The 23,385-nt window shown below is 68.0% G+C and carries 30 protein-coding genes, 1 tRNA gene and 1 pseudogene; 16 read left to right on the top strand and 16 right to left on the bottom strand.

Annotation, left to right across the window (positions count from 1 at the left end):
* Nucleotides 1-2 precede the first annotated feature (2 nt).
* Complete coding sequence (locus tag MCHLDSM_RS31785; protein WP_048473714.1) at nt 3-185, bottom strand: hypothetical protein; 183 nt, start codon at nt 183-185, stop codon at nt 3-5.
* A gap of 220 nt (nt 186-405) precedes the next feature.
* On the opposite strand from MCHLDSM_RS31785, the gene MCHLDSM_RS31780 reads away from it, so the two are divergent.
* Nucleotides 406-717, top strand: a complete 312-nt coding sequence (locus MCHLDSM_RS31780) for a hypothetical protein (RefSeq protein WP_048473713.1) — start codon at nt 406-408, stop codon at nt 715-717.
* A 6-nt stretch (nt 718-723) separates the two neighbouring features.
* Here MCHLDSM_RS31780 and MCHLDSM_RS31775 read toward each other — a convergent pair whose 3' ends face one another.
* Genes MCHLDSM_RS31775 through MCHLDSM_RS31765 form a run of 3 tightly spaced genes read right to left on the bottom strand, consistent with a single transcriptional unit; the run spans nt 724 to nt 3,160 of the window.
* On the bottom strand, nt 724-1,473 hold the full coding sequence (locus tag MCHLDSM_RS31775; RefSeq protein WP_048474147.1) for an amino acid ABC transporter ATP-binding protein: 750 nt from the start codon (nt 1,471-1,473) through the stop codon (nt 724-726).
* Nucleotides 1,470-2,297: an amino acid ABC transporter permease gene (locus tag MCHLDSM_RS31770; RefSeq protein WP_197044604.1), complete on the bottom strand. Its 828-nt coding sequence runs from the start codon at nt 2,295-2,297 to the stop codon at nt 1,470-1,472. The genes MCHLDSM_RS31775 and MCHLDSM_RS31770 overlap by 4 nt, the downstream gene beginning before the upstream one ends.
* Complete coding sequence (locus tag MCHLDSM_RS31765) at nt 2,294-3,160, bottom strand: ABC transporter substrate-binding protein (protein WP_048474146.1); 867 nt, start codon at nt 3,158-3,160, stop codon at nt 2,294-2,296. The genes MCHLDSM_RS31770 and MCHLDSM_RS31765 overlap by 4 nt, the downstream gene beginning before the upstream one ends.
* 149 nt (nt 3,161-3,309) lie before the next feature.
* On the opposite strand from MCHLDSM_RS31765, the gene MCHLDSM_RS31760 reads away from it, so the two are divergent.
* Entirely contained in the window at nt 3,310-4,998 is a 1,689-nt protein-coding gene (locus tag MCHLDSM_RS31760) for a CocE/NonD family hydrolase (protein WP_048473712.1), read from the top strand.
* A gap of 102 nt (nt 4,999-5,100) precedes the next feature.
* A tRNA-Leu gene (locus MCHLDSM_RS31755) sits at nt 5,101-5,174 on the top strand.
* A gap of 32 nt (nt 5,175-5,206) precedes the next feature.
* On the opposite strand, the gene MCHLDSM_RS31750 is transcribed toward MCHLDSM_RS31755, so the two are convergent.
* The 7 genes from MCHLDSM_RS31750 to MCHLDSM_RS31725 form a co-directional block, all read right to left on the bottom strand.
* Nucleotides 5,207-5,602 (bottom strand): nitroreductase family deazaflavin-dependent oxidoreductase, encoded by a 396-nt coding sequence (locus tag MCHLDSM_RS31750; RefSeq protein ID WP_048473711.1) that lies wholly within the window; start codon nt 5,600-5,602, stop codon nt 5,207-5,209.
* An 87-nt stretch (nt 5,603-5,689) separates the two neighbouring features.
* Nucleotides 5,690-7,189: a hypothetical protein gene (locus tag MCHLDSM_RS37930; protein WP_131722715.1), complete on the bottom strand. Its 1,500-nt coding sequence runs from the start codon at nt 7,187-7,189 to the stop codon at nt 5,690-5,692.
* 113 nt (nt 7,190-7,302) lie between these two features.
* A complete protein-coding gene (locus tag MCHLDSM_RS31740; RefSeq protein ID WP_048473709.1) occupies nt 7,303-7,710 on the bottom strand; it encodes a helix-turn-helix domain-containing protein in 408 nt (135 codons plus the stop codon).
* 280 nt (nt 7,711-7,990) lie between these two features.
* Nucleotides 7,991-8,440 (bottom strand): hypothetical protein, encoded by a 450-nt coding sequence (locus MCHLDSM_RS31735; RefSeq protein WP_048473708.1) that lies wholly within the window; start codon nt 8,438-8,440, stop codon nt 7,991-7,993.
* On the bottom strand, nt 8,437-8,847 hold the full coding sequence (locus tag MCHLDSM_RS31730) for a hypothetical protein (RefSeq protein ID WP_048473707.1): 411 nt from the start codon (nt 8,845-8,847) through the stop codon (nt 8,437-8,439). Before MCHLDSM_RS31730 ends, MCHLDSM_RS31735 begins: the two co-directional genes overlap by 4 nt.
* A gap of 108 nt (nt 8,848-8,955) precedes the next feature.
* Complete coding sequence (locus MCHLDSM_RS36745; RefSeq protein WP_082169164.1) at nt 8,956-9,129, bottom strand: CsbD family protein; 174 nt, start codon at nt 9,127-9,129, stop codon at nt 8,956-8,958.
* Between the two features lie 62 nt (nt 9,130-9,191).
* The gene (locus MCHLDSM_RS31725) at nt 9,192-9,638 is read right to left on the bottom strand and encodes a hypothetical protein (RefSeq protein WP_048473706.1); all 447 of its coding nucleotides are present in this window, start codon (nt 9,636-9,638) and stop codon (nt 9,192-9,194) included.
* A 145-nt stretch (nt 9,639-9,783) separates the two neighbouring features.
* Here MCHLDSM_RS31725 and MCHLDSM_RS31720 point away from each other — a divergent pair, with 145 nt between their 5' ends.
* A complete protein-coding gene (locus MCHLDSM_RS31720; protein ID WP_048474145.1) occupies nt 9,784-10,488 on the top strand; it encodes a TetR/AcrR family transcriptional regulator in 705 nt (234 codons plus the stop codon).
* Between the two features lie 126 nt (nt 10,489-10,614).
* Complete coding sequence (locus MCHLDSM_RS31715; protein ID WP_060937671.1) at nt 10,615-11,241, top strand: hypothetical protein; 627 nt, start codon at nt 10,615-10,617, stop codon at nt 11,239-11,241.
* Between the two features lie 22 nt (nt 11,242-11,263).
* Here MCHLDSM_RS31715 and MCHLDSM_RS31710 read toward each other — a convergent pair whose 3' ends face one another.
* Nucleotides 11,264-11,815 (bottom strand): GIY-YIG nuclease family protein, encoded by a 552-nt coding sequence (locus MCHLDSM_RS31710; protein ID WP_234714259.1) that lies wholly within the window; start codon nt 11,813-11,815, stop codon nt 11,264-11,266.
* 242 nt (nt 11,816-12,057) lie between these two features.
* On the opposite strand from MCHLDSM_RS31710, the gene MCHLDSM_RS31705 reads away from it, so the two are divergent.
* From MCHLDSM_RS31705 to MCHLDSM_RS31680, 6 genes are all read left to right on the top strand, one after another.
* A complete protein-coding gene (locus MCHLDSM_RS31705) occupies nt 12,058-13,290 on the top strand; it encodes an MFS transporter (RefSeq protein WP_048473703.1) in 1,233 nt (410 codons plus the stop codon).
* Between the two features lies 1 nt (nt 13,291).
* Nucleotides 13,292-14,068, top strand: a complete 777-nt coding sequence (locus MCHLDSM_RS31700; protein ID WP_048473702.1) for an IclR family transcriptional regulator — start codon at nt 13,292-13,294, stop codon at nt 14,066-14,068.
* A 45-nt stretch (nt 14,069-14,113) separates the two neighbouring features.
* Entirely contained in the window at nt 14,114-15,322 is a 1,209-nt protein-coding gene (locus MCHLDSM_RS31695) for a 4-hydroxybenzoate 3-monooxygenase (protein ID WP_048473701.1), read from the top strand.
* A 152-nt stretch (nt 15,323-15,474) separates the two neighbouring features.
* Nucleotides 15,475-16,236: a hypothetical protein gene (locus MCHLDSM_RS31690; RefSeq protein WP_234714258.1), complete on the top strand. Its 762-nt coding sequence runs from the start codon at nt 15,475-15,477 to the stop codon at nt 16,234-16,236.
* Nucleotides 16,233-16,619 carry a hypothetical protein gene (locus MCHLDSM_RS31685; protein ID WP_109788991.1) on the top strand — a complete coding sequence of 129 codons (387 nt, stop codon included), beginning with the start codon at nt 16,233-16,235 and terminating at the stop codon, nt 16,617-16,619. The genes MCHLDSM_RS31690 and MCHLDSM_RS31685 overlap by 4 nt, the downstream gene beginning before the upstream one ends.
* Nucleotides 16,620-16,792: 173 nt before the next feature.
* Nucleotides 16,793-17,194, top strand: coding sequence for a hypothetical protein (locus tag MCHLDSM_RS31680; protein ID WP_234714257.1), 402 nt, complete (start codon nt 16,793-16,795; stop codon nt 17,192-17,194).
* A gap of 4 nt (nt 17,195-17,198) precedes the next feature.
* On the opposite strand, the gene MCHLDSM_RS31675 is transcribed toward MCHLDSM_RS31680, so the two are convergent.
* From MCHLDSM_RS31675 to MCHLDSM_RS38680, 4 genes are all read right to left on the bottom strand, one after another.
* Complete coding sequence (locus MCHLDSM_RS31675; RefSeq protein WP_048473699.1) at nt 17,199-18,086, bottom strand: universal stress protein; 888 nt, start codon at nt 18,084-18,086, stop codon at nt 17,199-17,201.
* On the bottom strand, nt 18,083-19,906 hold the full coding sequence (locus tag MCHLDSM_RS31670) for an amino acid permease (protein WP_048473698.1): 1,824 nt from the start codon (nt 19,904-19,906) through the stop codon (nt 18,083-18,085). The genes MCHLDSM_RS31675 and MCHLDSM_RS31670 overlap by 4 nt, the downstream gene beginning before the upstream one ends.
* 92 nt (nt 19,907-19,998) lie before the next feature.
* Nucleotides 19,999-20,781 (bottom strand): sulfite exporter TauE/SafE family protein, encoded by a 783-nt coding sequence (locus tag MCHLDSM_RS31665; RefSeq protein ID WP_048473697.1) that lies wholly within the window; start codon nt 20,779-20,781, stop codon nt 19,999-20,001.
* A 141-nt stretch (nt 20,782-20,922) separates the two neighbouring features.
* Nucleotides 20,923-21,060 (bottom strand): hypothetical protein, encoded by a 138-nt coding sequence (locus MCHLDSM_RS38680; RefSeq protein WP_168440061.1) that lies wholly within the window; start codon nt 21,058-21,060, stop codon nt 20,923-20,925.
* A 160-nt stretch (nt 21,061-21,220) separates the two neighbouring features.
* Here MCHLDSM_RS38680 and MCHLDSM_RS38675 point away from each other — a divergent pair, with 160 nt between their 5' ends.
* From MCHLDSM_RS38675 to MCHLDSM_RS31650, 5 genes and pseudogenes are all read left to right on the top strand, one after another.
* Nucleotides 21,221-21,379, top strand: a complete 159-nt coding sequence (locus tag MCHLDSM_RS38675) for a DUF6307 family protein (RefSeq protein ID WP_168440059.1) — start codon at nt 21,221-21,223, stop codon at nt 21,377-21,379.
* A 4-nt stretch (nt 21,380-21,383) separates the two neighbouring features.
* Nucleotides 21,384-21,578, top strand: a complete 195-nt coding sequence (locus tag MCHLDSM_RS31660) for a hypothetical protein (protein WP_048473696.1) — start codon at nt 21,384-21,386, stop codon at nt 21,576-21,578.
* Nucleotides 21,579-21,643: 65 nt separating this feature from the next.
* A pseudogene (locus MCHLDSM_RS31655) lies at nt 21,644-22,728 on the top strand (HNH endonuclease signature motif containing protein); the annotation flags it as partial.
* A 1-nt stretch (nt 22,729) separates the two neighbouring features.
* On the top strand, nt 22,730-23,012 hold a 283-nt coding region (locus tag MCHLDSM_RS39965), incomplete at its 5' end, for an HNH endonuclease signature motif containing protein (RefSeq protein WP_234714256.1).
* Between the two features lie 105 nt (nt 23,013-23,117).
* A complete protein-coding gene (locus MCHLDSM_RS31650) occupies nt 23,118-23,378 on the top strand; it encodes a hypothetical protein (RefSeq protein ID WP_053083163.1) in 261 nt (86 codons plus the stop codon).
* Nucleotides 23,379-23,385 lie beyond the last annotated feature (7 nt).

The raw sequence follows: 23,385 nt of genomic DNA, 5'->3' as shown, positions 1-23,385 counted from the left end.
CGTCAGTCCTGCTGCGCGCGCGCTTCGGCGCCGGACTCCTCGGTGTCGATGTCGTCGTCAGACCCGGCCCGCCCCACGTAGGGACCGTCGGACTGATCGTCGTCGCCCTCGCTGGCCCGTGAGCCGGCCACCTTGGGGTCCGCGTCGACGTCGGATTCGGCCTTCTCGGAACGGGGGTTGCTCATCAGTGCCTCCTGTGACGGGTCGGGGACGGCATGCCCCAACGCCCCGGGTTCAAACGCGCGGCAACGATTACTGAGTTGTGAACACGACGGCCGAACCGTTATGCGGGTGATGGCCCGGGTATCGCTACATCACGGAACGAGGCGAAACCTCGCTTCAGGCGCCCGTACGCGCCCACCACCCAGATGACGAGTGACGCCCGAGTTCTCAGGAGGAGCGCACATGCCGGACACATCGCACGATCCCGTCGACCACGCCCGCACCACCCGGCAGCACGCCGGCGAGACGATGAAGGCAGGCGTGAACGCGCCAGGGCTGATCGGTGTCGGCCTCGGGGTGCTGGCCCTGGTGGTGGGGCTGTTCTCGTTCGCCAACGGATCCCGCACCACCGGGGTCGTCGCCGTCGTCCTTGCGCTGGCACTCGCCGGCGCCGGGTTCGCCTGGCTGGCGTCACGGCACCGCAAAGTGCAAGAGAAGCAAGTGGATTGGCACCGGGAAAACCCCGACGCGCCCTACGAGCCGCCGACGAGCTGAGGCCGCTCAGCGCCCAGAGGTGAAGCGCTGCAGGAAGCGTTGCGTCCGCTCCTGACGTGGCGAGTCGAGAACGTATGCTGCGGAGCCGGATTCGACGATCTGCCCGTCACTGAGGAAACACACCGTGTCGGCCACGTCGCGGGCGAAAGCCATCTCGTGAGTGGCCATCACGATCGTGGCTCCCGACCCCGCGAGCTCACCGACCAGGGTGAGCACCTCGCCGACGAGCTCGGGATCCAGCGCGCTGGTGATCTCGTCGAGCAGCAGCAGCTTCGGCTCGTAGGCGAGCGCGCGGGCTATGGCGACGCGCTGCTGCTGGCCGCCGGAGAGCTTGTCGGGATAGGAATCTGCGTGCGACGCCATGCCGACGCGCTCGAGCAGATCTCGGCTGCGCTGCTCGGCCTCGGTTCGGCTGCGGCCGTGCACCACTCGCGGCGCCAGAGCGACATTGCTCAGTGCGGTCATGTGTGGGAACAGATTGAACGACTGGAACACCATGCCGATGGCCTGGCGAGCCTGTTCGGCATCGACGCGCGGGTCGCTGATGTCGCGGCCACCCAGGATGATCTGTCCGTCGTCGATCTCCTCTAAGAGGTCGATGCAGCGCAACAGGGTCGACTTGCCCGAACCCGACGCGCCGATGAGCACCACCACCTCGTGTTCGGCGACGTCCAGATCCACGCCCGCCAGCACGGTGCGGTCGTGGTAGGCCTTGACCAGGCCGCGCACCTGCAACAGCGGCTCGACGCCGGTCACAGCGCGCCCTGCCTCGTCGCCGAGCGCCGCGCCGCCCAATCCGCCAGCCGGGCCGACGGCACCGCGAGGGCGACGAACAACAGACCGGCCACCACGTACGGCGTGAAGTTGTAGGTGGTGGCGGACTGGATTTGGGCGGCTCGCACGGCGTCGACAGCGCCGAGCACCGAGATCAGCCCGCAGTCCTTCTGCAGGGCGACGAAGTCGTTGAGCAGTGCGGGGGTCACCCGGCGGGTGGCCTGGGGGAGCACCACCAGCCGCATGGTCTGCCGATACGTCAGGCCCAACGAGCGTGCCGCCGCGAACTGCGACGGATGCACGGATTCGATGCCGGCCCGCAGCACCTCGGCCACGTAGGCCGAGTAGACCAGCACCAGCGCGAGACCACCCAGCAGCACGGGGCTGGTCGGCAGGCCGGTGAGGCGCAGACCGGGCAGTCCGAACCCGACGAGATAGAGGCAGATGAGCAGCGGCAGGCCGCGGAACAGGTCGACGTAGCCGGTGGCCAGCGCGCGCAGCGGGAACCAGACCGGCCCGCGCAGAGTCCGCAACGCGGCGAGCGCCAGCCCGACGAGCAGCACCAGGATCTGGCAGACGATCAGCACGCGGATGTTGAGCCACAGACCGGACAGCAACGCGGGCAGGCTGTCCCAGCCGACGCGCAGGTTGAAGAACGAGTTCTGGACGCGCGACCAGCCGGGCGCCGAGGTGACGGCCACCAGCACGACCGCGGCGAACACCACTGTCGACAGCAGCGCGATTCCCGTGGATCGGCGCGCCCGCGCCTGCCGGTAGGCGACGCGGTCGATGCCGACGGCCGTCACGACAGGACCGGTGCGTTCCCCGCCTGCGCGAGCCAAGTCGTCTGCAGTTTCTCGAGTTCGCCGCGGTCGCGGAGCTGGTCGACCGCCCGGGAGACGCATGCGGTCAGCGGGCTGCCCTTGTCGAGGACGATGCCGAACTGTTCCGGCTTGTCGGAGCCGGCCGGAAGCTGGCCGACGATGACGCCGTCGGTCAGTTCGGACTGGATCTGGAAGGCGGTGGGCAGGTCGACGACGAGGCCGTCGATCTGCCCGTTGCTGAGCGCGGCCTTGGCGTCGTCGTTGTTGTTGAACACGGCGACGCCCGGGTCGATCTTCTGCGCGGCGGTGTAGCTGGTGGAGCCCACCTGGGCGCCGAGCTTGAGTCCTTTGAGGCCGTCGACGGTGGTGACTTTGGCTGCCGGCGAGGACTTCAGGGCGACGACGGTCTGCGTGACGTCGTAGTAGGGGGAGGAGAAGTCGACGGCCTGCTTGCGTTCGTCGGTGATCGAGAACTCGTTGAGGTCGGCGTCGAACTGCTTCGGCCCGGGTGCGATGGCCGCGTTGAAGGGGACGCGGACCCAGGTGACGTTCTCGCGGGCGTAGCCGAGTTCGGCGGCCACCGCGTAGGCGACGGCCGACTCGAAACCCTTGCCGTTGGCGGGGTCGTCGTTGTCGAACCACGGCGCGTAGGCCGGCTGGTCGGTCGCCAGGGTGAGGGTCCCCGGCTTCAGTGTGGTGAGTTTGTCCTTGGTGCAGGCGTCGGCGCCGGCGGAGGTCGACGACGCGGTCGACGAGTTCTCGTCAGCGGGGGCGCAGGCGCCGAGCGCCATGGACGCGGTGGACACGGTGAGAAGCGCGCAGAGGACACCAGTGAGGCGATGCATGCGCGGCATCATTGCGCATCTGGCTCTCTACCGCCACGGATCGAGGCGACGTGATCGCTAGTCGCTCTGAGGGTCGCTAATGGCCGCACGGCCCCGGGGCAGGCGTTGTAACGTTCGGCACGTCCGCCGCGTCTGCCCCGAGGAGCACTGTGGCCGCCACCGACGCACCCGCTCACGACCGGCCGTGGCGCCGTCCCGAATCCCTGCGGTACGCGCTGGGTCGGTTGCGCAGCATCGTCCGGCCGCCGGTCGAGGTCTACAGTCCCGCGCCAGGGTCGGTGATCGTGCACCAGGACGTGCCGGTGACCACCCGCGACGGCACCGTGCTGCGCGTCAACGTGTACCTCCCGCCGGGCGGTGACCGGTGCCCCGTGGTGCTGTGCGCGCACCCCTACGGGAAGGACAACCATCCCCGGAAGCGGACGCGGCTCCCCGGCTATCGCATCCCTTTTCAGTACCGTGCGCTGAGACAACCGGCGCTCGTTCGCTTCTCGGCGCTGACCGGATGGGAGGCGCCCGATCCGGCCTGGTGGACCGCGCACGGATTCGCGGTGGTGAACTGCGACCTGCGCGGCGCCGGCACCTCCGACGGTGTGGGCTCGGTGCTGTCGGACCAAGAGGGCGACGACGTCTACGACCTGATCGAGTGGGCGGCGGAGCAGTCGTGGAGCACCGGCGCGGTCGGGATGCTCGGCGTGTCCTACCTGGCGATCTCGCAGTGGAAGGCGGCCGCGCTGCATCCGCCGCATCTGCGCGCGATCGTCCCGTGGGAAGGGTTCACCGACGCCTACCGCGACCTGATGCGGCCGGGCGGCATCAAAGAGATCGGGTTCGTCAAGCTGTGGACCCGCGAGCTGCGCAACATCCGCCTCACCTACGACGTGGGGGAGGAGAACACGAAACATCCTCTGCGGGATGACTTCTGGCGCTCGCTGGTGCCAGAACTCGGGAGCATCGAGGTGCCCGCGTTGATCTGCGGGAGCTTCTCCGACAACAACCTGCACACGCGCGGGTCGGTGCGCGCCTTCGAGAACATCTCTTCACCCGACCGGCATCTGTTCACGCACCGCGGCGGCAAGTGGGCCACGTTCTATTCGGAGGAACCGCTGCGCACCCAGTTGGCCTTCCTCGATCGCCACCTGCGCGGCGGGGAGGCCGCGCCGCCGCCCCGCGTGCGGCTGGAGGTCCGCGAAAGTCGGGACCAAGTGGTGGACGTGCGCAGCGAATCCAGCTGGCCGCTGCAGCGGACGACGTGGACGCCGCTGTACCTGACCGACGGCGGATTGCGCGGAGAGCCGGCGCCGGACGGCGGCTCGATGAGCTTCGACACCCGCTCGTCTGGACTCAGATTCGGATGGATGGTGCCGCGGGATGTGGAGCTGACGGGCCCAATGGCGTTGCGGCTGTTCGTGAGTGCGGATGCCGACGATGTGGACCTGTTCGTGGGCGTGGAGAAGTGGCGCGGCGACACCTACGTCCCGTTCGAGGGTTCGTACGGCTTCGGCCGGGACCGGGTGAGCACCGGGTGGCTGCGGGCGTCGATGCGGGCACTCGATGAGGAGCAGTCGCGGCCGTTCGCGCCGGTGCACACGTTCACCGACCCGCAGAAGTTACGGGCGGGAGAGGTGGTCGAGGTCGACATCGCGCTCGGGCCGTCGGCCACCCTGTTCCGGCGCGGAGAACAGCTTCGGCTGGTGATCGCCGGGCGGTGGCTGTGGCCGCGCAACCCGCTCACGGGACAGTTTCCCGGTGCCTATGAGCGGCGGTCGCGGGGGAGCGCCACGGTGCACTGGGGCCCGGAGCGGCAGGCGCGGTTGCTGGTCCCGGTCATCGACTGAGCTCGGCGCGCGCCGAGCGTGCGTCCTGGGCGGCTTTGCGGCCTGTCCGGCGCCGTGCGCGCACGTTCGGCGGCACGAGCGGATGTCTAGGATCAGGCGACGGCCCCCATAGCCCAATTGGCAGAGGCAGCGGACTTAAAATCCGCCAAGTGTCGGTTCGAGTCCGACTGGGGGCACCGCAGGCAGTGCCGCCGGGGCCGGCGGCTTGTCAGCCCTCGGGTTCCGCCCTCGTGAGGATCAGCGTCGCCTCGTTGTAGGGGAACAGGCGATAGAAGGGCCGATAGCGCGGCGAGACGAGCGGCTCGGCTGCCTCCTTGCTCACCATTTCAGGATCCGACAACCGGATGGCCTTGCCGCGCTTGTGCAGCACCGTGGGCCCGCCGGCCAAGACGTTCTTCAGCCAATCCGTCTCCAGCCCGTAGCCGATGAGGATCGCGAAGCCGTCTCGGGTCTCGAAGACCAGCAGGGGTGTCCGGTAGTGCCTGCCCGACCGGCGCCCGACATGCTCGAGCGTGCCCAACCCCGGGAGCCACGGGGTCATCGACCGGGCAACGGGATTGGTCACCCGTCTGTTGAATTCCGCGACTCGACGAGGCATGCGCATGTCATCCCCCCTCCGTCGGCTCGAGCTGTGCGGTCGCCGTCAGCGGTGCCGCGCGCGGCCGCGTCCCCGATCCCCCGAATCAGATCGTCAGGCGCTGTCCCGCAGATCCGTTCCGATGACGCGCAGGCGCGGCGGTCCATCATCCTTCGGGCGGCGCGACCCGATGCGAACGAATCCCGCTTCACGGACGACCCCCAGGGGCCCGGGTCCGGTGAACCGGGCGAGGCCGGATGCGTGAAGCGCGTAGCCCGCCTTCGCCTGCCGGAAGCCGACCAGGGTCCCGAGGCCGGTCAAGCTGGTCAGGCCGAGAAGTCCGAGGGCGGCGGCGGTGAACAGCGCCCACAGCGACACGTTGCGAATGAACGTGCCGACGCAGGGAGAGCCCAGAAGCCCCAGGCGAGAATGCGCCTGATCGGTGAGTGCTTTTGCGATCGCGGGCAGCGACGACGTTTCGGCCGCCAACGTCATCGACATCCTGTTCAGCATGGCCTGATCGATCGGCAGGTCGCCCATTTGCATTGCCTGAAGGGCGGCCAACGGCATCCCTTGCAGAGCGTCCAGCGTCGTTGTCAGCCACGGAAGCTGCGTCGCGAGAAACGCTGTCGTGGAGGTGTTTTGGAATACCGCGCCCACCAGCCGGGTGTCTCGGCCGTCGAAGCGATTCAGTACGGGTGCCCCGCTCGAGCCGTTCAGCTGTTGCTGGATCAGCCACTGAAACTGAAACCATGTCAGCAACGCGAACCACTGCAGTATGCCGGGCGGTGCGACTGTTACCGAGGCGAGCGGCACCGTCATGGGAACCGCTGTAACGACCACGGGCGCAACGACACTCGGCTCGAAAGCGGGCAGATCAGGCTGGCCGAGGGCGGCGGCGACAGTCTCCACGACGGAGGTGACGCTGGCGGCGGGCGTGGGATCGACGGCGGGCGCAGGATCACTCGCGGTGATAGTGCTGACCGGGTCTGTGGTGGTGGTCGCTGTGGAGTCGTCTGTCACCGTGGCTGCTGGCGTCGCGGGCGCCGATGAAGCCGACCCCGAGGACGAATCTGCCTCGGGTGTCGAAGAACTGGGGCCCGCGGTAGATCCGGTGTCCTGAACAGGGGGAGTCGGGTCGGTCGTCGGGTTGTCTTCGGCCGGGATGGTCGGGGTGTCCGGCGTGGTGGTCGGCGGATCTGGAGGGGCATCGACGGGGGTCGCCGTTGAGTTGTCTTGCGCGGGAGGGCTCGGGTCGCTTGACGGGCTGTCGGCGAGCGACGGATCGTACTGCGTCGGAGTCGACGACTCCGTCGTGCTGTCCGTTGCGGAAGGCGTATCGCCAGCCGGTGACTCAACATGGTCGAGTTGTTCCTCGGCACTGGTGAGCCGAGATGTCTGGGAACTCTCGGCGGCGTCGGCTTCCCGCGCCTCGGTCCCTGTTTGTGAGGTCTCCGCTGTCGTGGCCGATCGCTCGGGCGACGTGCTTTCGGTGCGGTCAGTGTTCTGGGAGCTGTCTTGGCTGCTTGAGTCGGTCGCGTTCGACGTGGCGGTTCCAGTGTCGGCATAGGCGACGGCTCCGCCGCCGCCCACGACGACGAGCATCGAGAACACGGCCCCGCCCGCGGCTACCACCCGCCAGTCCGGCAAGGTGGCTTGGCTGCGTTCCCGGCCCCGCGGCCTCATCGCTTCATCCAGATCCCGTGCGTGGCTCGAGGAGGGCCCGATCAAGCGACGGGATCGTCGGCGAGGTGCTCCCTGCGCCGCAATTCGTCGACGGTGTCCGCGACATCGCGCTGCGCCTGGGGTGACAGTCCGATCGTCCGTGCCGCCACCCGGCGGACACCTTCGTCGCGCAGGCCGGCCAGCAGGGTCAACTCTTGGTCGAGCTTCGCGTAGTAGGAGTCATCGGTGAAGAAGGCAGGTCTGATCCGGAAGAAGTTGGCCAACGCGGCCATGGTCGTGGGGGACGGATTGGTCCGGGTTCCCGATCGCAGCTGCGACAGGTACGGAGCCGACATCGTCAGGCCTTCAGCCTTCAGCGCCGCGACGACTTCGGCCGAGGTGTGCGGTCCGCGCCCTGGCGGATACACCGTCTCGAAGAGTCGGTTCAGTCGTGCTGCGAATGTATTCATATCTGCTCCCACCCGGTCGGCGGCGTCCGGCCCGCCGATTCAGGATAGGTACCAGATTCCCCGTCGCCAACCTCTTGGCGAAGTCGACAGCCGTAAATCGCACCGCCGGCGTAGTTCCCATCAACGAGGCACTTGCTTACGCAAACACATCCCGCTACCCGCCTCACGATAATGGCAGGTCAGCCACCTGTTCCGGCGTCACCGTGACTACTCCGCGACAGCGTCTCCGGGATTCACCAGGTGAAGAGGCTGCCGGTCACGAAAATTGCCGTGCGGCGCGTCAGAGCGCAATCGTGTGAGTCGACCGGGGCGCCGCATCATGAGTGTGCGGGCATGCGCGCAGGCTGGCGTTCGCGTCGTCGACCAGATGCTGCCGTCGCGCTTGCTCCACGTCGTGGACGTTTCGGGCGCGCGTAGCAGCATCTTGAGCCGCCCGGCCAACGTCTGCGGCCTCGCCGAGGAGTTCGTGAAACTCCGGCAGCCGGTCGCAGACCTCCTCGACGGTGGTGCGCGTCGCGATCAGTCGTGACGGGTCGTCGGGGGAGACTTCCAGCCCGATCGATCGGTGAGCGACCAGTTCATGGCTCTCGTGGCGTGTCAACGGTCGGCACAGCCGCAGTGTGACGTCGTAGCGGTGACCATCCTGTTGCGGCAGTTCGATTTCGACGATCGACAGGTGTGTTGCCGGACGCACCGTCGGGACCAGAGTGTCGGAATGCGCCGGCTTCATCGGGTCCCGGCTGTCGGTTGCTGCGTGCTGTCAGCGGTCGGGCTGCTCTGCGGGGACGGGGTGGCCGGATCGAGGGTGTCTGCGCGATCGAACTTTTCGTTGAGGTCGTTGCGTGAGCTGACGGCCTCGCGTTCATGGCCGGCGGCCTCCTGTTGCAGACCTTTGGCCTGCGCAGTTCTGATGTCGGCCTCGGCCTGGGCGGCGCGTGCTTTGGCTGCGGTCTCCTCGGCGCGGGCTTCCCGCTGGGCGACGTGACGACTCTCGTCCCTGGCCTCGCCGCGGATGGATTCGGCTTCGGTATGGCGGTGCTGGTTGCGCTTGTTGCGGGCCACCCAGGCGAGGGCGGCGATGAGCAACAGCGCTATGAGGACGACGACGACGATCAAGACAATCGTGTTGGTGGTCATGATGGGTTTCCTTCAGTTGGATAGTCGATGGAGGTCAGCGTGCAAGACAAAGCTGCGCAACGATTTTCGTGGCGCACACCACGTGAGGACCGCTCTGCAGCGGGGCTGTCAGCGCCTGAACACGTCTTTGAACTTCTCGCCTGACTGTTTGGCATTGCCTTTGGCTTGTTCCACGCGCCCCTCGGTGCGAAGGCGGGTGTTTCCGGTGGCGCGGCCGAAGATCTTCTTGACGGCGCCGCGTGTGGCTTCGGCCTGATGAGCGATCGTCTTACCGATGGTCATGTCGGCTCCTTCGATTATTCGGGGTCTGTGTGGTCATCCGCAGCCGATGGGCCGCGAGACGCCTAGCGCGTCTGGTCGACGGTTGCGGCACGGCTTCGACCACCCCACCGACGTCGTAAACCGTTGCCGCGCGGCGAGCTTCCGGAGATGTCCGGTTCGGCCGCGTGGGAGGTCGGCGCAGCGGCGGGCTGGTGGCCGTCGAGGAGGTTGGCTCTGTCGCGGTTGATGAATGCGTTCTCCCGCTGCGACCGGGCGAGTAGACGACGGGCGTCTCGCCCTCGCTCGGCAGTGCGGCGTGCACCCGCCAACAGGATTCCGAGGCCGACCGCCGCCACCGCCCCGACGACCATCCCGAACAGGAGCAGCGTTCCGGTCGAACCCGTGACGTGGTAGCCGAAGACGGAGAACGTTTCGGTCAACTGATGTGTCGGACCGGCATTGCTCAGGACCCCGACGGTGCCGACGATCGCTGCGGCCCCGAGAAGGATCAAACCGATGATGACGATCATGGGGTGCCTCGAAATCTGTAGAGGTCCAGTACACACCCGTCCCGATCGGGTGTCAACACCGTTGGCCAACGCCGTTGATCTATGGTGTTGACGGACCGTGAACTAGACAGGAGACCGGCACATGACCGCACCGACAGACGGCGTCATGAGCATGCCCGACGGCGAGGGTGCTTCCGCGGCTCCGGCCGACCGCCGGGACACCACGATTTCGCGGTCTCTGATCCTCCGAACCGCCTTGGTGATCCTCGACCGCGACGGAGAGAGCGGACTGTCCATGCGTCGCCTCAGCGAAGCGCTGGGGCGCGACCCGACGGTGCTGTACCGCCACGTTCCCAACAAGGGCGCCGTTCTCGACGGGGTCGCCGAGCTCATCCTGAGTCAACTCACCGTGGACAGCGCCGATCCCGACTGGGTCAACCAGTTACGCCTCGTTGCTCACGATTTCCGCCGGCTGGCGCTCGCCCATCCCAATGCGGTCCCGCTGCTGGTGACCCGGCCCCTCGCCACTCCCCTCGGGCAGCGGCCCGCAGGAACGCTCCGGCCGCTGGAAGGCGTTCTGGCCCTGCTCATCACCGCGGGTTTCACCGGAGTCGACGCCCTGCACATCTACCGCGTCCTCTTCGGTTACCTGCACGGCCACATCCTGGACGAGCTGCAGGAGATCGTCGAACGGCCCGAGGAAACCGATCATGTTCTGCGCCTGGGTCTGCACCGACTCCCGCTGGCCGAGTTCCGCCACCTGCGTGAGCTGGCACCGGTGCTCGCCTCGTACGAAGGTGCCGCTGAACTCGACCGCGGCCTCGACCTTCTCCTGGCGGGGCTGACCGCAACCCTCGATCGCCGGCACTGACCCGACCGATCTGGTCATCGAACGCCTGCGACCCACAGTCCGAACCCCGCTCCGCGACGAATACGGTGCGTGGGACAGCCCCGGATCCGACACCGCCTGCGCGCATCTCTTGCCGCATTCAACTTGGTGACGGCGCTGGCCGGGATCGTTGTCCTGCTCAGCCTCCACGTTCGGGTGGAACGGCGTGCCGGCCCGCCGGTGCTGCCCGACCTCTACTACCTCACCGAGAAGATGCCGGTCGACCAGCGCACGGTGCCCGCGTTACCCGGCGCGCGATGGGGCACCATCATCGGCGCACCGCAGGGTGGTCCTGCCCCCGTCACCCCGCCGGAGTGTGGCATCTTTCAATCCGAGGGGGAGGCCACACAGAAGGTGCTGGCTCTGCGCTCTGCCAACGGGGCCGCGATCGGTGTCGAGCTGGCTCTGACGCCGCGCCCCGTCGACGTGGCCGGTCTCGTCGAGAAATGCGCGACGTTCTCCATGACCACGCCGGCCCTGCGTTCCACGACCCGCCTGGACGCTGCCCAGTTCGGTCCGATCCCGCCTGAGGCGATCAGCGTGCAGATGCACACGAGAACCACGACGGCCACGCAATCCCTCGCGTGGGATATCGCCATGATCGTGGGCACTCATCGCGGAATACTGGTGACCGCGGAGTACACGCCCGGACCGCACGGTGACTTCGATCCGGCCCTCGCGGCGAAGCTGCCTGCTCTGTACCGAGCTCAGCTGGCGCGACTGGACAAGTTCTGAGTGCTCTGAATGACGTTGTGCATCAGGACCACTCGGCGAGAACCCGCATCTTGCCCGCTTTGACCCCCGCCTCCCGGCGCAACCTCTTCAACTCGGGGGCGAAGGCGTTGCGCTCGTTGTCCTGAAAGTTCAGAGGCAGCTGGAGCGCTTTGATCAACTTTGCTTCGAGGTGCCAGGGTTCCGGGTGGAGCACCCACGACACCGCAGCGTTCTCGGCCATCCACCGGGTCAGGATCGCTTCACCGCCGGCGAAGGTCTGGCGCTTACCGGAACCGACCCGGCGCAGCGCGAAACCCAGTTCGCCGCCGAGCAGCACCCCCAACGATTTGCGCAGCGTCGAACCGTCGGCTCCGGCATTGCCCGCACCGAAGTGGTAGCGAATGCGTTTACGGAGGTCCTGCGGGGTCTGCGGTTTACCGTCGGCCCGTGGCGGGCCAGGGCTCACGCCGACATAGAGCAGGGTCCAGCCGTCACGCTCTTCGCAGCCCGACGTGTCGAGGCCACCGGGGATCTCCCGGAACCACCATCCGTGCGCCCCCGCCTGCGCGGGAACGGGGTCGGATTCGGAGAACACCTCTTCGCGTGTGTAACGTTGTGCCGCAAAAAAATTCGCGACAACGTCCGCGTTGCGCCTCTCGGACATCCTGCCAGCCATGCTGCCCAGCCTAGACGCTGTGGTCGGCAGGCCCCAGAGTCGCGGCGTCTCACCGAGGCCTCTCCCGCAGACCGTCCGCGCGTGGACGGCATCAGACGCAGACTTCCATTCAACGGAAGCCGAACGTGGCCCCCGTCACACGATCCTGCTTGCGTACAGGCATGTCCCTCGAATCCACGTCCCGGACGCCACGACGCTCGAGATGGCCCGTCGTGCTCTGCTGGCTCGCGGTCGCCCTGGACGGTTACGACCTCGTCGTCCTCGGCGCCGTCATCCCCACGCTGGCCAAACAGTCCGCACTCGGCTTCACCAATGAATCGCTGACGCTCGCCTCGACGCTCGGATTGGCCGGCGTCGGCCTGGGCGCCGTCGCCGTCGGCCCTCTCACCGACCGGTTCGGCCGGCGCAGCACGCTGCTGACCTGCATCGCGCTGTTCTCGGTGTGCACCCTGCTCACGGCGGTCGCGCCGACGATCCTCTGGTTCATCGTGTTCCGCGTGGTCGCCGGGCTGGGCCTCGGCGCGTGCCTGCCGACCGCGCTGGCGTACATGAGCGAGCACGCCGCGCAGGGCCGTTCCGGCACGGCGATGACCCGGCTGATGACCGGCTATCACGTCGGCGCGGTGATCACCGCCATCCTCGGTCTGCTGCTCATCACGTCGATCGGCTGGGAGTCGATGTTCGTCGTCGGCGGCCTCGCCGGCCTGGCCGTGCTCCCGCTGATGTGGTGGAAGCTGCCGGAGTCGGAGACCTTCCTGGCCGCCCGCGCCAGCCAGTCCGCCGAGAAGGTCAACCGGCCGCGCGACGTGGTCCGCGGGCGCTACCTCGCCGTCAGCATCGGGCTGTGGACGGCCTCGTTCATGGGCCTGTTGCTGGTCTACGGTCTCAACACCTGGCTGCCCTCGATCATGGGCGCCGCCGGTTACTCCATCCAGGGCGGTATCGCGCTGCTGCTGACCCTCAATGTCGGTGCGGTCATCGGTCTGCTGATCGCGGGCCTGATCTCGGACCGCAAGGGCAACAAACCCACCGTCCTGCTCTGGTTCGGTGTCGCCGCGGTGGCGCTGGCGCTGCTGTCCATCAAGATCGGCAACACCGTGATCGTCTACGCCGCAGTGCTGTTGGCCGGCATCTTCGTGTTCAGCGCCCAGGTGCTGGTGTACGCGTTCGTCAGCGAGCTCTACCCGCCCGAAATCCGCGGCACCGCACTGGGATTGGCGGCCGGTGTGGGCCGCGTCGGCGCCATCGTCGGGCCGTTCCTCGGCGGGGCCCTGGTCAGCCTCGGCATCGCCTACCCGTGGGGGTTCTACGCGTTCGCGCTGGCCGCCCTGCTGGCCATCGCCGCGCTCGCCACCGTGCCCGCGAACCGCACCGCCGCAATGGCACCATCGTGAGATGGGGGACAGCCGCGCGCAACAACCCGCCGTCACGGTCGCCGGCCGGGCGTTGTCGCTGCTCGCCGCCTTCGACGAGGAACACCGCCGGCTGACGCTGACCGAACTGTCGGACCGCACCGGCCTCCCGCGTCCCACCGCGCACCGCCTGATCGCCGAACTGGTGTCCTGGGGTGCGCTGGCACGAGATGCCGCCGGCCACTACGTCGTCGGGCGCCGACTCTGGGACGTCGGCATGTTGGCGCCGGTGCAGCGAGGACTGCACGACATCGCCTCGCCGTACCTGCACGACCTCTACGCCGCGACGCACGCGACGGTGCACCTCGCCGTGCGCGACGACCTGACCGCGCTCTACGTCGACCGCTTGATGGGCCACGCCTCCGTGCCCGTCGTCAGCTCGATCGGCTCGCGACTCCCGTTGCACGCCACAGGAGTCGGCAAAGTGCTGCTCGCGCATGCGCCGCAGTCGGTGATCACCCGGGTGCTGGCCGACCTCCCGCCCGTCACGCCGTACACCGTCACCCAGCCCGGACGGATGAACCGTCAACTCGCCCGGGTCCGCGAGCACGGTTACGCGGTCACCCGTGAGGAGATGAGCCTGGGCGCCTGCTCGCTGGCCGTCCCGATCGTCGCCGACGGTGCGGTGGTGGCCGCGCTCGGCATCGTGGTGCCCAGCCTCGAGTCCCATCTGACGCGGTTGACCGCGGCGCTTCGGGTCGCCGCCGGGGGAATCGGTCGCTCGCTCGACCTCGAGCGGCGCATGACTTCCGGTCAGTGAAAGCCGAGAGTGGTCCGGGTCACGATGCGTTGCGATGCTCGAACCATGTCTTCCCCGTCGCCGACCGTGACCCGCACCCAGGTGGCCGTCGTCGGCGCCGGCCCCGCGGGCCTCATGCTGACGCACCTGCTGCATCTCGCCGGAATCGACTCCGTCGCCATCGACCTCCGCGCACGCCGGGAGATCGAAGAGACCCACCGCGCAGGCATTCTCGAAGAGGACAGCGTCCGGCTCCTGGTCGACAGCGGCGCCTCGACGCGGGTGCTGACCGACGGCGTCCGCCACGACGGCATCGAGTTGGGTTTCGGCGGCGCGCTGCACCGGATCGACTTCGCCGACGGATGCGGATCCTCGACGCGGCTCTACCCGCAGACCGAGATCTTCATCGATCTCGCCGACGTACGCGCCCGTGACGGCGGCGACGTCCGCTTCGGCGTCACCGAGGTGGCGGTGGCCGATTTGACCGGCCGTCCCACGATGTCGTTCACCGACGCCGACGGCACCCGGCACGAGGTACGCGCCGACATCCTGGTCGGCGCCGACGGATCCCGCAGTGTCTGTCGCCGCGCCGTGCCCGAAGATCAGCGGCGCCAGTTCTTCCGCGAATATCCGTTCGCCTGGTTCGGGATCCTCTGCGAAGCCCCGCCGAGCGCAGACGAACTCATCTACAACCACTCCGAGCAGGGCTTCGCGTTGATCAGTCAGCGAACGGCCCAGCTGCAGCGGATGTACTTCCAGTGCGCACCCGACGACGATCCCGACGCGTGGAGCGACGACCGGATCTGGACCGAACTGCAGAGTCGGCTGCAGGCCAACGGGCACACCCTCAAAGAGGGCCGCATCATCGACAAATCGGTGCTGCCGTTCCGCAGCTTCGTCCAGGAGCCGATGCGCTACGGCGCGATGGCGCTGGCCGGGGACGCCGCCCACACCGTCCCGCCGACGGGCGCCAAGGGGCTCAACCTCGCGTTGGCGGATGTGCGGGTGCTGGCCGAGGCGGTCCAGACCGCGCTCGGCTCCGGAGATCTCGACGCGTTGGACGCCTACTCCGAGCGGGCGCTGGCCCGCGTCTGGAAGGCTCAGTACTTCTCGTACTGGATGACGACCCTGCTGCACCGGCTGCCCGACGCCGAGCCGTTCGATGTGCGGCGCCAGATCGGGGAGCTGTCGGCGCTGGCGGAGTCCGCCGCGGGGTCCAGTTATCTGGCACAGGCCTACTGCGGGTGGCCTGCGCATTCTCGCGATCGCCGGTGACTCCGCTGGTCGCGCAGCAGATCCCACGCTTTCATCAGCTTTGCCTCGAGATGCCACGGCTCCGAGTTCAGCAGTTGACTGTTCTGTCGGCGCGCCAGGGTTGCGATCCGTTCGCGGCGCGCGATGATACCGGTGTGGTTGATGATGCCAATGTGACTTCCGGGGTCCCGACGTCGGAGACGCTCGACGAGTCTGTCGCCGCCGTCACCGCAGATCGGCCCGCAGAGCCGCCCGCGGAACCCGGGACCTCTGCCGCGGTCCGCCCACAGCGGACGTGGTCGATGCCGAAGTCCCCGGTGACCCGCGAGCAGGCCGACGCGGCCGGCCGCGCGGCGCTGCGCGCGGCCAGGAGGCTCGTCGGGTTCGTGCTCGGCTTCGCCCGGGCGCTGGCTCGCGCGGTCACGGGGGCCGGTCGGCTGATCGCAGCAGTGCCCCCCGCGGTGCAGCTCTTCGCCGGCGCCGGCGTGCTGATGCTGTCCGGCATCGTCGGCGCGATCGCACTCGGCAACACCCTCGGGCTGCTCTGCACCGTCGTCGTCATCCCGGTGTGCGCCGGCGTCCTCGGCGCTCTCACACACCGCTGGTACAACGGCCTCGCCGCGGAGGCGACACCGCGGGCCGACGCGCAACGCCCGGAGCCGGCCACCTCAGACCTGCAGCGGTCGGTCCACTACGTCGACCGGAAACTCGCGGTGGCTCTGACGTCTCTCGGCACCGAACGTCACCAGCAGGCGGTGATAGCACTCTTTCAAGCCAAGACGGCCGTCGAGCTCACACTGGGCACAGAGAACGACACCGCAAGCTGCAGCGACCTGTCGCTTCGCGCAGACGACTACGCCCTGCGGCCACGGATTCGAGCCGGGACCGAGCCGACACCAGCTCTGCGAGAAAGCGATTCGTTGGCGGCGTCGTGACCGGAGCAGCCATCACGGGCCAGGTCGCCCTCATCGAAGACGACCACACGTTGGTCATCAATCGCGGCAGCGAGGCCGGGGTGCGGCCGGGAATGATCTTCGTGGTGAGTTCCGCCACCGGCCCGACGGTGACAGATCCCGAAACCGGCAAAGAGTTGGGGAGATTGAGCCGGGAGAAGCTGCGGGTGCGAGTCTTCGATGCGCAACCACTGTTCGCCCGTGCGCACACGTTCGCCGCGACCGGTGACTTCTACGGTCTGCTCGGGATCGCGTTCATGGCGCCGTCCCGCGAGGACGCCGTGACCGTGGACGTGGGTGACACCGTCGAACTCCTGCGCGAATCGGCGGATGGACGGTCCGAACGGAACGGAACCGACCGGTAGGGCGCTGGTCCCGCCGGTGGCGGCGATGTGCTCACCTTTCGTGAGGAGTCACGAAAGGTGTTCCCGTGCAATGCTTCCAAGCCGCCACGTCGCGAAAGATCTCTGTAATACCGCCCTGCCGCCCGGCGTCGGTACTGTCGGGGTGAGAAGACGTTGACGACGAGGAGGGGCACATGATGGCGGGAACCGATGCGCGGACATCAGCGAGGCCGTTCCTCCTCACGGCCCGGGGCTTCGCGCTGGCGTCGGTTGCCGTGGTCGTCGTCCTCTTCCTCACCGCCGGCGCCCTGGTGCAGGACCACCGACTCGAGGACGTCCACGGCGGCGCCGCCATCGCACTGCACGTCGTCACCGGAGGCCTGATGACGGCCTTGGCGGGCTTCGCCTACGCCCGCGGCCGCGGGTGGTGGGCGGCCGTGGTCGCCGGGGTGATGTTCGTCTATTCGTTCGTCCAGGCGAGCCTCGGCGGCGGTGGCACGTTGAACCTGCACATCCCCGGGGCGCTGATCATCGTCGGGGCCACGGTGTGGCTCACCGCGTGGTTGTTCTCGCCGTCGGTCGTCGGCGGCCGTTGACCGGTCAGGCTGCCTCTTGCCGCGGCACGATCATCGTCGGCACCGGAGCGTGCCGCAGTATGCGGGCCGCAGCCGAACCGAGGAACACCTGAGCTGCGGGCCCGGCCGCGCCGGAGCCCAGCACCAGGATGTCACCCGCGGCCCACGGAACAGCGTCCACCGCGTCCCGCCACGTCGCCCCGGCACCGATCACGACCTCGGCGTCGAAGGTGTCGATGTCTGAACGCACCTTCTCCAGTTGAGCCGTGATCTCCTCCTGGGTCCGCTGCGCCCACTGTTTGACGACAAGGTCTTCGGCACCTGTTTCGATGGCGCCGCTGAACATCGTCACCGGTCGCACGGTGAACGACGCGATGCGCAGTCGCGCCGACCACCGCTGCGCCAACTCCGCACTCGCGGCGACCAGTCCGACCGCGTCGGCCTGCCCGCCGTACGCGGCCGTCAGTCGCTCGATCTTCCCGCGCTGCGCGGGATAGCTGCGCGGCGCGATGGCCACCGGAACCGCTGCGGTGTGCACCAGGCGATCGGTGACACTGCCGAGGGCGACCCTGCCGAGCAGGCCCGTCGACGACGAGCCGACCACCACGACGTCGGCGTTCCATTCGGCCGCGAGCTCGGTCAGGCCTTCGGGGACCGAGGCGGCCTGGTGCACGACGTGCCACACGTCCAGATCGTCGGGAAGCTGGTCGACCATGCGCTTGAGAGACTTCTGCGCCTGCGCGCCAACGTAATCGAGGTACTCGTTCTCGACCGGGTCCAGCTTCGGAGGCCATGGCCGCTCGACGATCGCCACCGCGATGATCCGGTCGCCTGTGCAGCGGGACAGCTGCGCCGCCAGATGCAGCGGCGCCGACGCCTGACCGCTGGCGTTGACGCCCGCGACGATCGTCATCGGGGAACCTGGTTGCCCACCGCTGACTTCGCGACGACGTGCGTGACCGGCACCTTGAATTGAGACCGGGCGCGGTCCACGACGTCGAAGCGCTGCCAGATCGACAGTTCCGGCGGCAGCGTCGCGATCACGATCTGGTCGGGATCGAACGTCTCGACGGCATGATCCAGCGCCCGCAGCGGGCGGTAGTCGCCCAATTCGCCCTGCGCGTCCAGGTTTTCGCTGCGCAGCGCCGACAGCGTGGCGTCGAGCCGGGCCTGCGCGGCCTCCTGGGTGGCCTCGGTGACGTCACGTGGTCCGTGCGTGGCCGCGGCTCCCGTGTCGACCGGGCTGGCAGGCACCACCACCAGGTACTGCGCGTCGCGGTCGGCGCCGATGCGGGACAGCTCCGCGAGCAACTCATGCGAGTCGAGGGTCTGATTCGCGAGCACGAGAACGCGGTGCGGTGCGGCGGTCGGGGTCTCGACGGGTTCGAGGGGACGCTTGTTCACGAACCACTTGTTCGCGGCGAACAGCAGGATCACCACCGCCCACGACAGCAGACTCAGCACCAGTTGCGACCGCAGCGCCTTGTCGATGAACATCTGGACGAGGATCGCGACGATGCCCAGCGCGGTGAGGATGGACAGCACAGGGAACAGCCACATCTTCACGCGCAGTTCGGAATCCGGGGTGCGGTAGCGCAGCACGATCTGCGAGATCGCGATGAGCAGGTAGACGAACAGGATGATCGCGCCGCTGGAGTTGAGCAGGAACGCGAAGATGGTGTCCGGCGACAGAGCCGCGGCGATCACGCATAGGAACCCGATCACCGACGACGCGAGTATCGCGTTCGCGGGGACCCCGCGACGGGTCACCTTGACCAGGGCGGGCGGGGCTTCGCGCCGTGCCGCGAGCACGAACAGCATCCGCGACGCGGTGTACATCCCGGAATTGAGACAGCTCAGCACCGCCGTCAACACCACCGCGTTCATCACGTGGTCGGCGTAGGGGATCCCCATCTTGGTGAAGGCGGCGACGAACGGCGACGCGGACACGGCGTCGTCGTTCCACGGAAGGATGGTGACCAGCAGGAACACCGCGCCGACGTAGAAGATCAGGATGCGCAGGATCACCGAGTTGGCGGCCTTGGCGACCGCACGCTCCGGGTCGGAGGACTCCGCCGCAGCGATCGTCGCTATCTCTGCGCCGACCATCGAGAAGATCACCGTCACGATGCCGACGGTGATGGCGCCCAATCCCAGTGGCGTGAACCCGCCGTGACTGGTCAGGTTCGAGAAGTCCGCCGACTTGCCCGGCCACAGTCCGAAGACGTACGCGCCGCCGAGGGCGATGAACGCGATGATCGCGGCCACTTTGATGCCGGCGAACCAGAACTCGAACTCGCCGTAGGACGAGACGGAGAACAGGTTGGTCGCCGTCATCAGGATCATGAACACCAACGCGGACAGCCAGAGGGGGACGTCGATCCAGTACTGGATGATCTTGGCCCCGGCGATGGCTTCGAAGCCGACCACGATGACCCAGAAGTACCAGTACAACCAGCCCACGGAGAAGCCCGCCCAGTGCCCCAGCGCACTGCGCGAATAATCCGCGAACGATCCGGTGGAGGGGTTGGCCACGGCCATCTCGGCCAGCATCCGCATCACCATGATGATCAGCACGCCGGCCATGCCGTAGGTGAGGAAGGCACCGGGACCGGTGCCGCCGATGACGACGCCGGACCCGACGAACAGGCCGGCTCCGATCACGCCGCCGATGGCGATCATCGTCAGTTGGCGCTGGTTGAGCGCCTTCTTCAAGGTGGGTGTCGCGCTCACAGGGACCTCCAACTCCGACGGAACCCAAACCCTCAACCTACGCCCATGTGATGCGAGTCACATAGCTTCAGCGATCGCGGATGTGACGGACCTCAGCCGTGCAATCCCGGAAGGGCGGCCTGCGCCGAGAGCGTGAACACCAGGCGGACGGCCTCGATCACCAGAACCAGCAGCAGCAACCTGAAGACCCACTTCGCGGCGTGTGGTCCAAGCGCGAGCCGAGCCCCGAGCAGTGCACCTGCGACGCTGCCCACGGCCAGCAACGAGGCGATGTGCCAATCGATTTCACCTCGGTCCCAGAAGACGAGCACCGACACCAGTGCGGCCGCGCCCAGAGCCACCACCTTGATGCCGTTGGCCTCGCGGATGGCGAAGTGGGCGACCAGGACCAGGACCGCCAGCGCGTAGGCCCCCGAGTCGACGGCGATCAGTCCCGCCCACGCCCCGACGAGGCCCATCAGCAGCATGATGAGGGGGCCCCGATTGGGTGGCTGCACGGTCCGATCGGCGGCCAGCCAACGCGCCGGATTGGCCAACAGCAGGACGAAGGCGAACGCGACGGCGATCGTGACGAGGGCGGTGGTGTTCGCATCGCCAATCATCGACGCGAGGAGGGCACCCAGGATGGCGCCGAGTACCGCGGGCACGGCGAACCGGATGCCGTCGCGCCACAGCAGGTGCCCGGCCCGATGGAAGCGCCACGCGGCGATGGCGCATCCGATGACGATCGGGACGCGGTTCGAGGCATTCGCCACGACCGGTTCCACGCCGACCGCGATGAGAATCGGAAGGGTGACCGCCGACCCACTGGAGGCGACGGTGTTGAGAAACGCGCCGACGAAACCGGCGAGGATGAGGAGGGCGGCGGAAGTCACGGTTCCCGCCGGGGCAGGGACATGCCAGTATTAACGCATAGGTCAATAGCGCCGGGCCGCGGCTTGGAGAAAATCTCAGCGGGCGGGTGGGGTGCGCTCTTTACCGGTCCGTCGCCTCAGGTAGACGAAAGACGTTGACTATCAGCGCTTTTTGTTGTCGAACAACGTCTCCGTCGTCGACTTCTTCGCATCCGCTTTGGCGTTCTTGGCGGCGCGTTTCTCCTTGATCGATTTGCCGGAACTCTTGGACATCCCTTGGCGGGGAGATTTATCGGACATGAGGAGCCCCTTGCTTTGCGGGGGCCTAGGCGGTCCCGATGACTCGACCGTACTCCTCGGCGGGCGCAACCGACCCGATCCGGTGCGAATGCGCGTACGCTCGGGAACATCGGGCGGCTCGGTCACTGAGCGAAACAGGCCCGACTGAAAAGGAATTCCCATGGCATCGCCACCGTCGATCCGTTCACCGTACGACCTTCGCGTCGACCTCGTCGCAGACACCATCACCGAGCATTCCAAGCTGAAGAGTGAGGCTGCGCACGACCTCGCGGTGCGAATCCTGCACACGCTCAACGCCATTCCCGAGAAGATGCGCTGACCGAATGACCGTCAAGGTCACGCTGCCCGACGACCAATTCGACACCTACATGCGCTTCGGCGATACCTACCTCGAGCACCCCGACGGCAGCCTCGAGGTGTTCCGCACAGGTGCCAGATCGCTGAGCTACGGCTCGACGGAATGGATCGGTGTGGAGGGCGATCAGCGGCGCTCGAAGGTGCGACTGTTCCGGCGCTGATCTTCCGGGACCGTCCCTGCGGCTGACCGGCCCAACTTGTCAGACCCCTCTGTGATGATGGTGGCATGTCCTCGCCGGCAACGTCTTTGGTCGCTTCGCGGCGTATCGATGAGCGGTTGGACGTGTTGTTCGACGAGCTGTGGCCGAGCTGACCGGTCAGCGCAACGCGATCGATGGCCGCATCGTGTCAATCATCGCCGAGATCGACCGCGACGGGCTGTGGGCCGCCACGGGTGCCCGCTCGGTGCACAACCTGGTGGCCTGGAAGACCGGGGTGTCCCCGACCCGGGCCAAAGTCCTCGCCGCGGTGGCCCACCGGATCGAGGAGTTCCCCCGCTGCGTCGCCGCCCTGCAGGACGGCCAGCTCTCCCTGGATCAGGTCGGCGCCATCGCCGAACGCGCCGCCACGGGCTCCGACGCCCACTACGCCGAGCTGGCCCGCACCGCCACGGTCAGCCAGCTGCGTACCGCCCTCAACCTGGCCCCCAAACCGAAACCCGACCCCGACCCCGAACCCGAGGCTGAGGTGGTCCCCGAGCCCGAACCGGTGTGCACCATCAGCCACACCTCCGACGAGCAGTACGGCTACTGGCAGATCCGGCTCCCGCACCTGGAATCAGCGGCGCTCGACGCGGCATTGCAGTCCCACAAAGACGCCCTGATCGCGCAGTGGAAAGCGCTCGACCCCACGGCCACCCGCCCCCCGATGCCCACCACCGGCGACGCGTTCCTGGCACTGATCAACGCCGGCTGGGACGCCGACGCCGCCGCCCGCCCGCACGGGCAACGCACCACCGTCGTCGTGCACGTCGACGTCCAAGACAAGATCGCCGCCCTGCATCTGGGGCCGCTGCTGTCCGACGCCGACCGGCAGTACCTGAGCTGTGACGCCACCTGCGAGGTGTGGTTCCACCGCGACGGGCAGATCCTCGGCGCGGGCCGGTCCACCCGGGTGATCAACCGGCGGCTGCGCCGCGCGCTGGAATACCGCGACCGCTGCTGCGCGGTGCCCGGCTGCGGCGCCACCGTGGGTCTGCACGCCCACCACCTGCGGCACTGGGAAGACGGCGGACCCACCGACCTGGACAACCTGGTCCTGCTCTGCCCCTATCACCACCGCGCCCATCACCGCGGCACCATCACCATCACCNCCGGCACTGGGAAGACGGCGGACCCACCGACCTGGACAACCTGGTCCTGCTCTGCCCCTATCACCACCGCGCCCATCACCGCGGCACCATCACCATCACCGGACCCGCCGGCCGGCTCGTCGTCACCGACCGCGCCGGCCGAGCCCTGACCAACCGATCCCTGGCCCGCCCACCCACCACCACACCACCGGACGTCGCCCCCTGCCGCGGACCCACCGGCGAACGCGCCCACTGGTGGTGTTACGAACCCTTCGACCCCCAACAACCACCCTCGACGAACTAGTTCGAGCCCCCGCGCGAACCGTTAGCCACTTTGCGAAAACTCCGCGGGCCGGCGCACGGGCGCCTCGCCGATGAGCTAGCGTCTGCCGCCGTGAGCAAACTGACGATGGCGACCATCGGCTTTGCCGGGCTGCTGGCCTGCGCACCCATCGCCCACGCGGGCACGCCGGTGGCGCCCGTCCCGCTGCAGCAGGGTTCTGACTGCGATCCGAACTATTCGGGGGCCTGCGTGCCGATCGCCAGCGACGTCGACTGTGCCAGTGGCTCCGGTAACGGGCCCGCCTACGTCCAGGGTCCGGTGACCGTCATCGGTAACGACATCTACGAGCTCGTTAGAGACGGCAACGGCACCGGTTGCGAGTCCTAGCCGCAGC

It is taken from the genome of Mycolicibacterium chlorophenolicum (genome assembly GCF_001044235.1).
Lineage (GTDB): Bacteria > Actinomycetota > Actinomycetes > Mycobacteriales > Mycobacteriaceae > Mycobacterium > Mycobacterium chlorophenolicum.
The sequence above is the reverse complement of the archived record's forward strand: the minus strand, read 5'-3'. Positions and strand labels throughout refer to the sequence as shown.

Coding starts and splice junctions, on each gene's coding strand:
- MCHLDSM_RS31750 (WP_048473711.1), bottom strand. CDS start 5,602: ATGCGCATGCCTCGTCGAGTCGCGGAATTCAACAGACGGGTGACCAAT.
- MCHLDSM_RS31735 (WP_048473708.1), bottom strand. CDS start 8,440: ATGAAGCCGGCGCATTCCGACACTCTGGTCCCGACGGTGCGTCCGGCA.
- MCHLDSM_RS31660 (WP_048473696.1), top strand. CDS start 21,384: ATGACCGTCAAGGTCACGCTGCCCGACGACCAATTCGACACCTACATG.
- MCHLDSM_RS38680 (WP_168440061.1), bottom strand. CDS start 21,060: ATGTCCGATAAATCTCCCCGCCAAGGGATGTCCAAGAGTTCCGGCAAA.
- MCHLDSM_RS31700 (WP_048473702.1), top strand. CDS start 13,292: ATGGGGGACAGCCGCGCGCAACAACCCGCCGTCACGGTCGCCGGCCGG.
- MCHLDSM_RS31740 (WP_048473709.1), bottom strand. CDS start 7,710: ATGAATACATTCGCAGCACGACTGAACCGACTCTTCGAGACGGTGTAT.
- MCHLDSM_RS31675 (WP_048473699.1), bottom strand. CDS start 18,086: ATGACGATCGTCGCGGGCGTCAACGCCAGCGGTCAGGCGTCGGCGCCG.
- MCHLDSM_RS31780 (WP_048473713.1), top strand. CDS start 406: ATGCCGGACACATCGCACGATCCCGTCGACCACGCCCGCACCACCCGG.
- MCHLDSM_RS31650 (WP_053083163.1), top strand. CDS start 23,118: ATGGCGACCATCGGCTTTGCCGGGCTGCTGGCCTGCGCACCCATCGCC.
- MCHLDSM_RS31725 (WP_048473706.1), bottom strand. CDS start 9,638: ATGATCGTCATCATCGGTTTGATCCTTCTCGGGGCCGCAGCGATCGTC.
- MCHLDSM_RS31720 (WP_048474145.1), top strand. CDS start 9,784: ATGAGCATGCCCGACGGCGAGGGTGCTTCCGCGGCTCCGGCCGACCGC.
- MCHLDSM_RS31730 (WP_048473707.1), bottom strand. CDS start 8,847: ATGACCACCAACACGATTGTCTTGATCGTCGTCGTCGTCCTCATAGCG.
- MCHLDSM_RS38675 (WP_168440059.1), top strand. CDS start 21,221: ATGGCATCGCCACCGTCGATCCGTTCACCGTACGACCTTCGCGTCGAC.
- MCHLDSM_RS36745 (WP_082169164.1), bottom strand. CDS start 9,129: ATGACCATCGGTAAGACGATCGCTCATCAGGCCGAAGCCACACGCGGC.
- MCHLDSM_RS31695 (WP_048473701.1), top strand. CDS start 14,114: ATGTCTTCCCCGTCGCCGACCGTGACCCGCACCCAGGTGGCCGTCGTC.
- MCHLDSM_RS31680 (WP_234714257.1), top strand. CDS start 16,793: ATGATGGCGGGAACCGATGCGCGGACATCAGCGAGGCCGTTCCTCCTC.
- MCHLDSM_RS31705 (WP_048473703.1), top strand. CDS start 12,058: ATGTCCCTCGAATCCACGTCCCGGACGCCACGACGCTCGAGATGGCCC.
- MCHLDSM_RS31785 (WP_048473714.1), bottom strand. CDS start 185: ATGAGCAACCCCCGTTCCGAGAAGGCCGAATCCGACGTCGACGCGGAC.
- MCHLDSM_RS31765 (WP_048474146.1), bottom strand. CDS start 3,160: ATGCATCGCCTCACTGGTGTCCTCTGCGCGCTTCTCACCGTGTCCACC.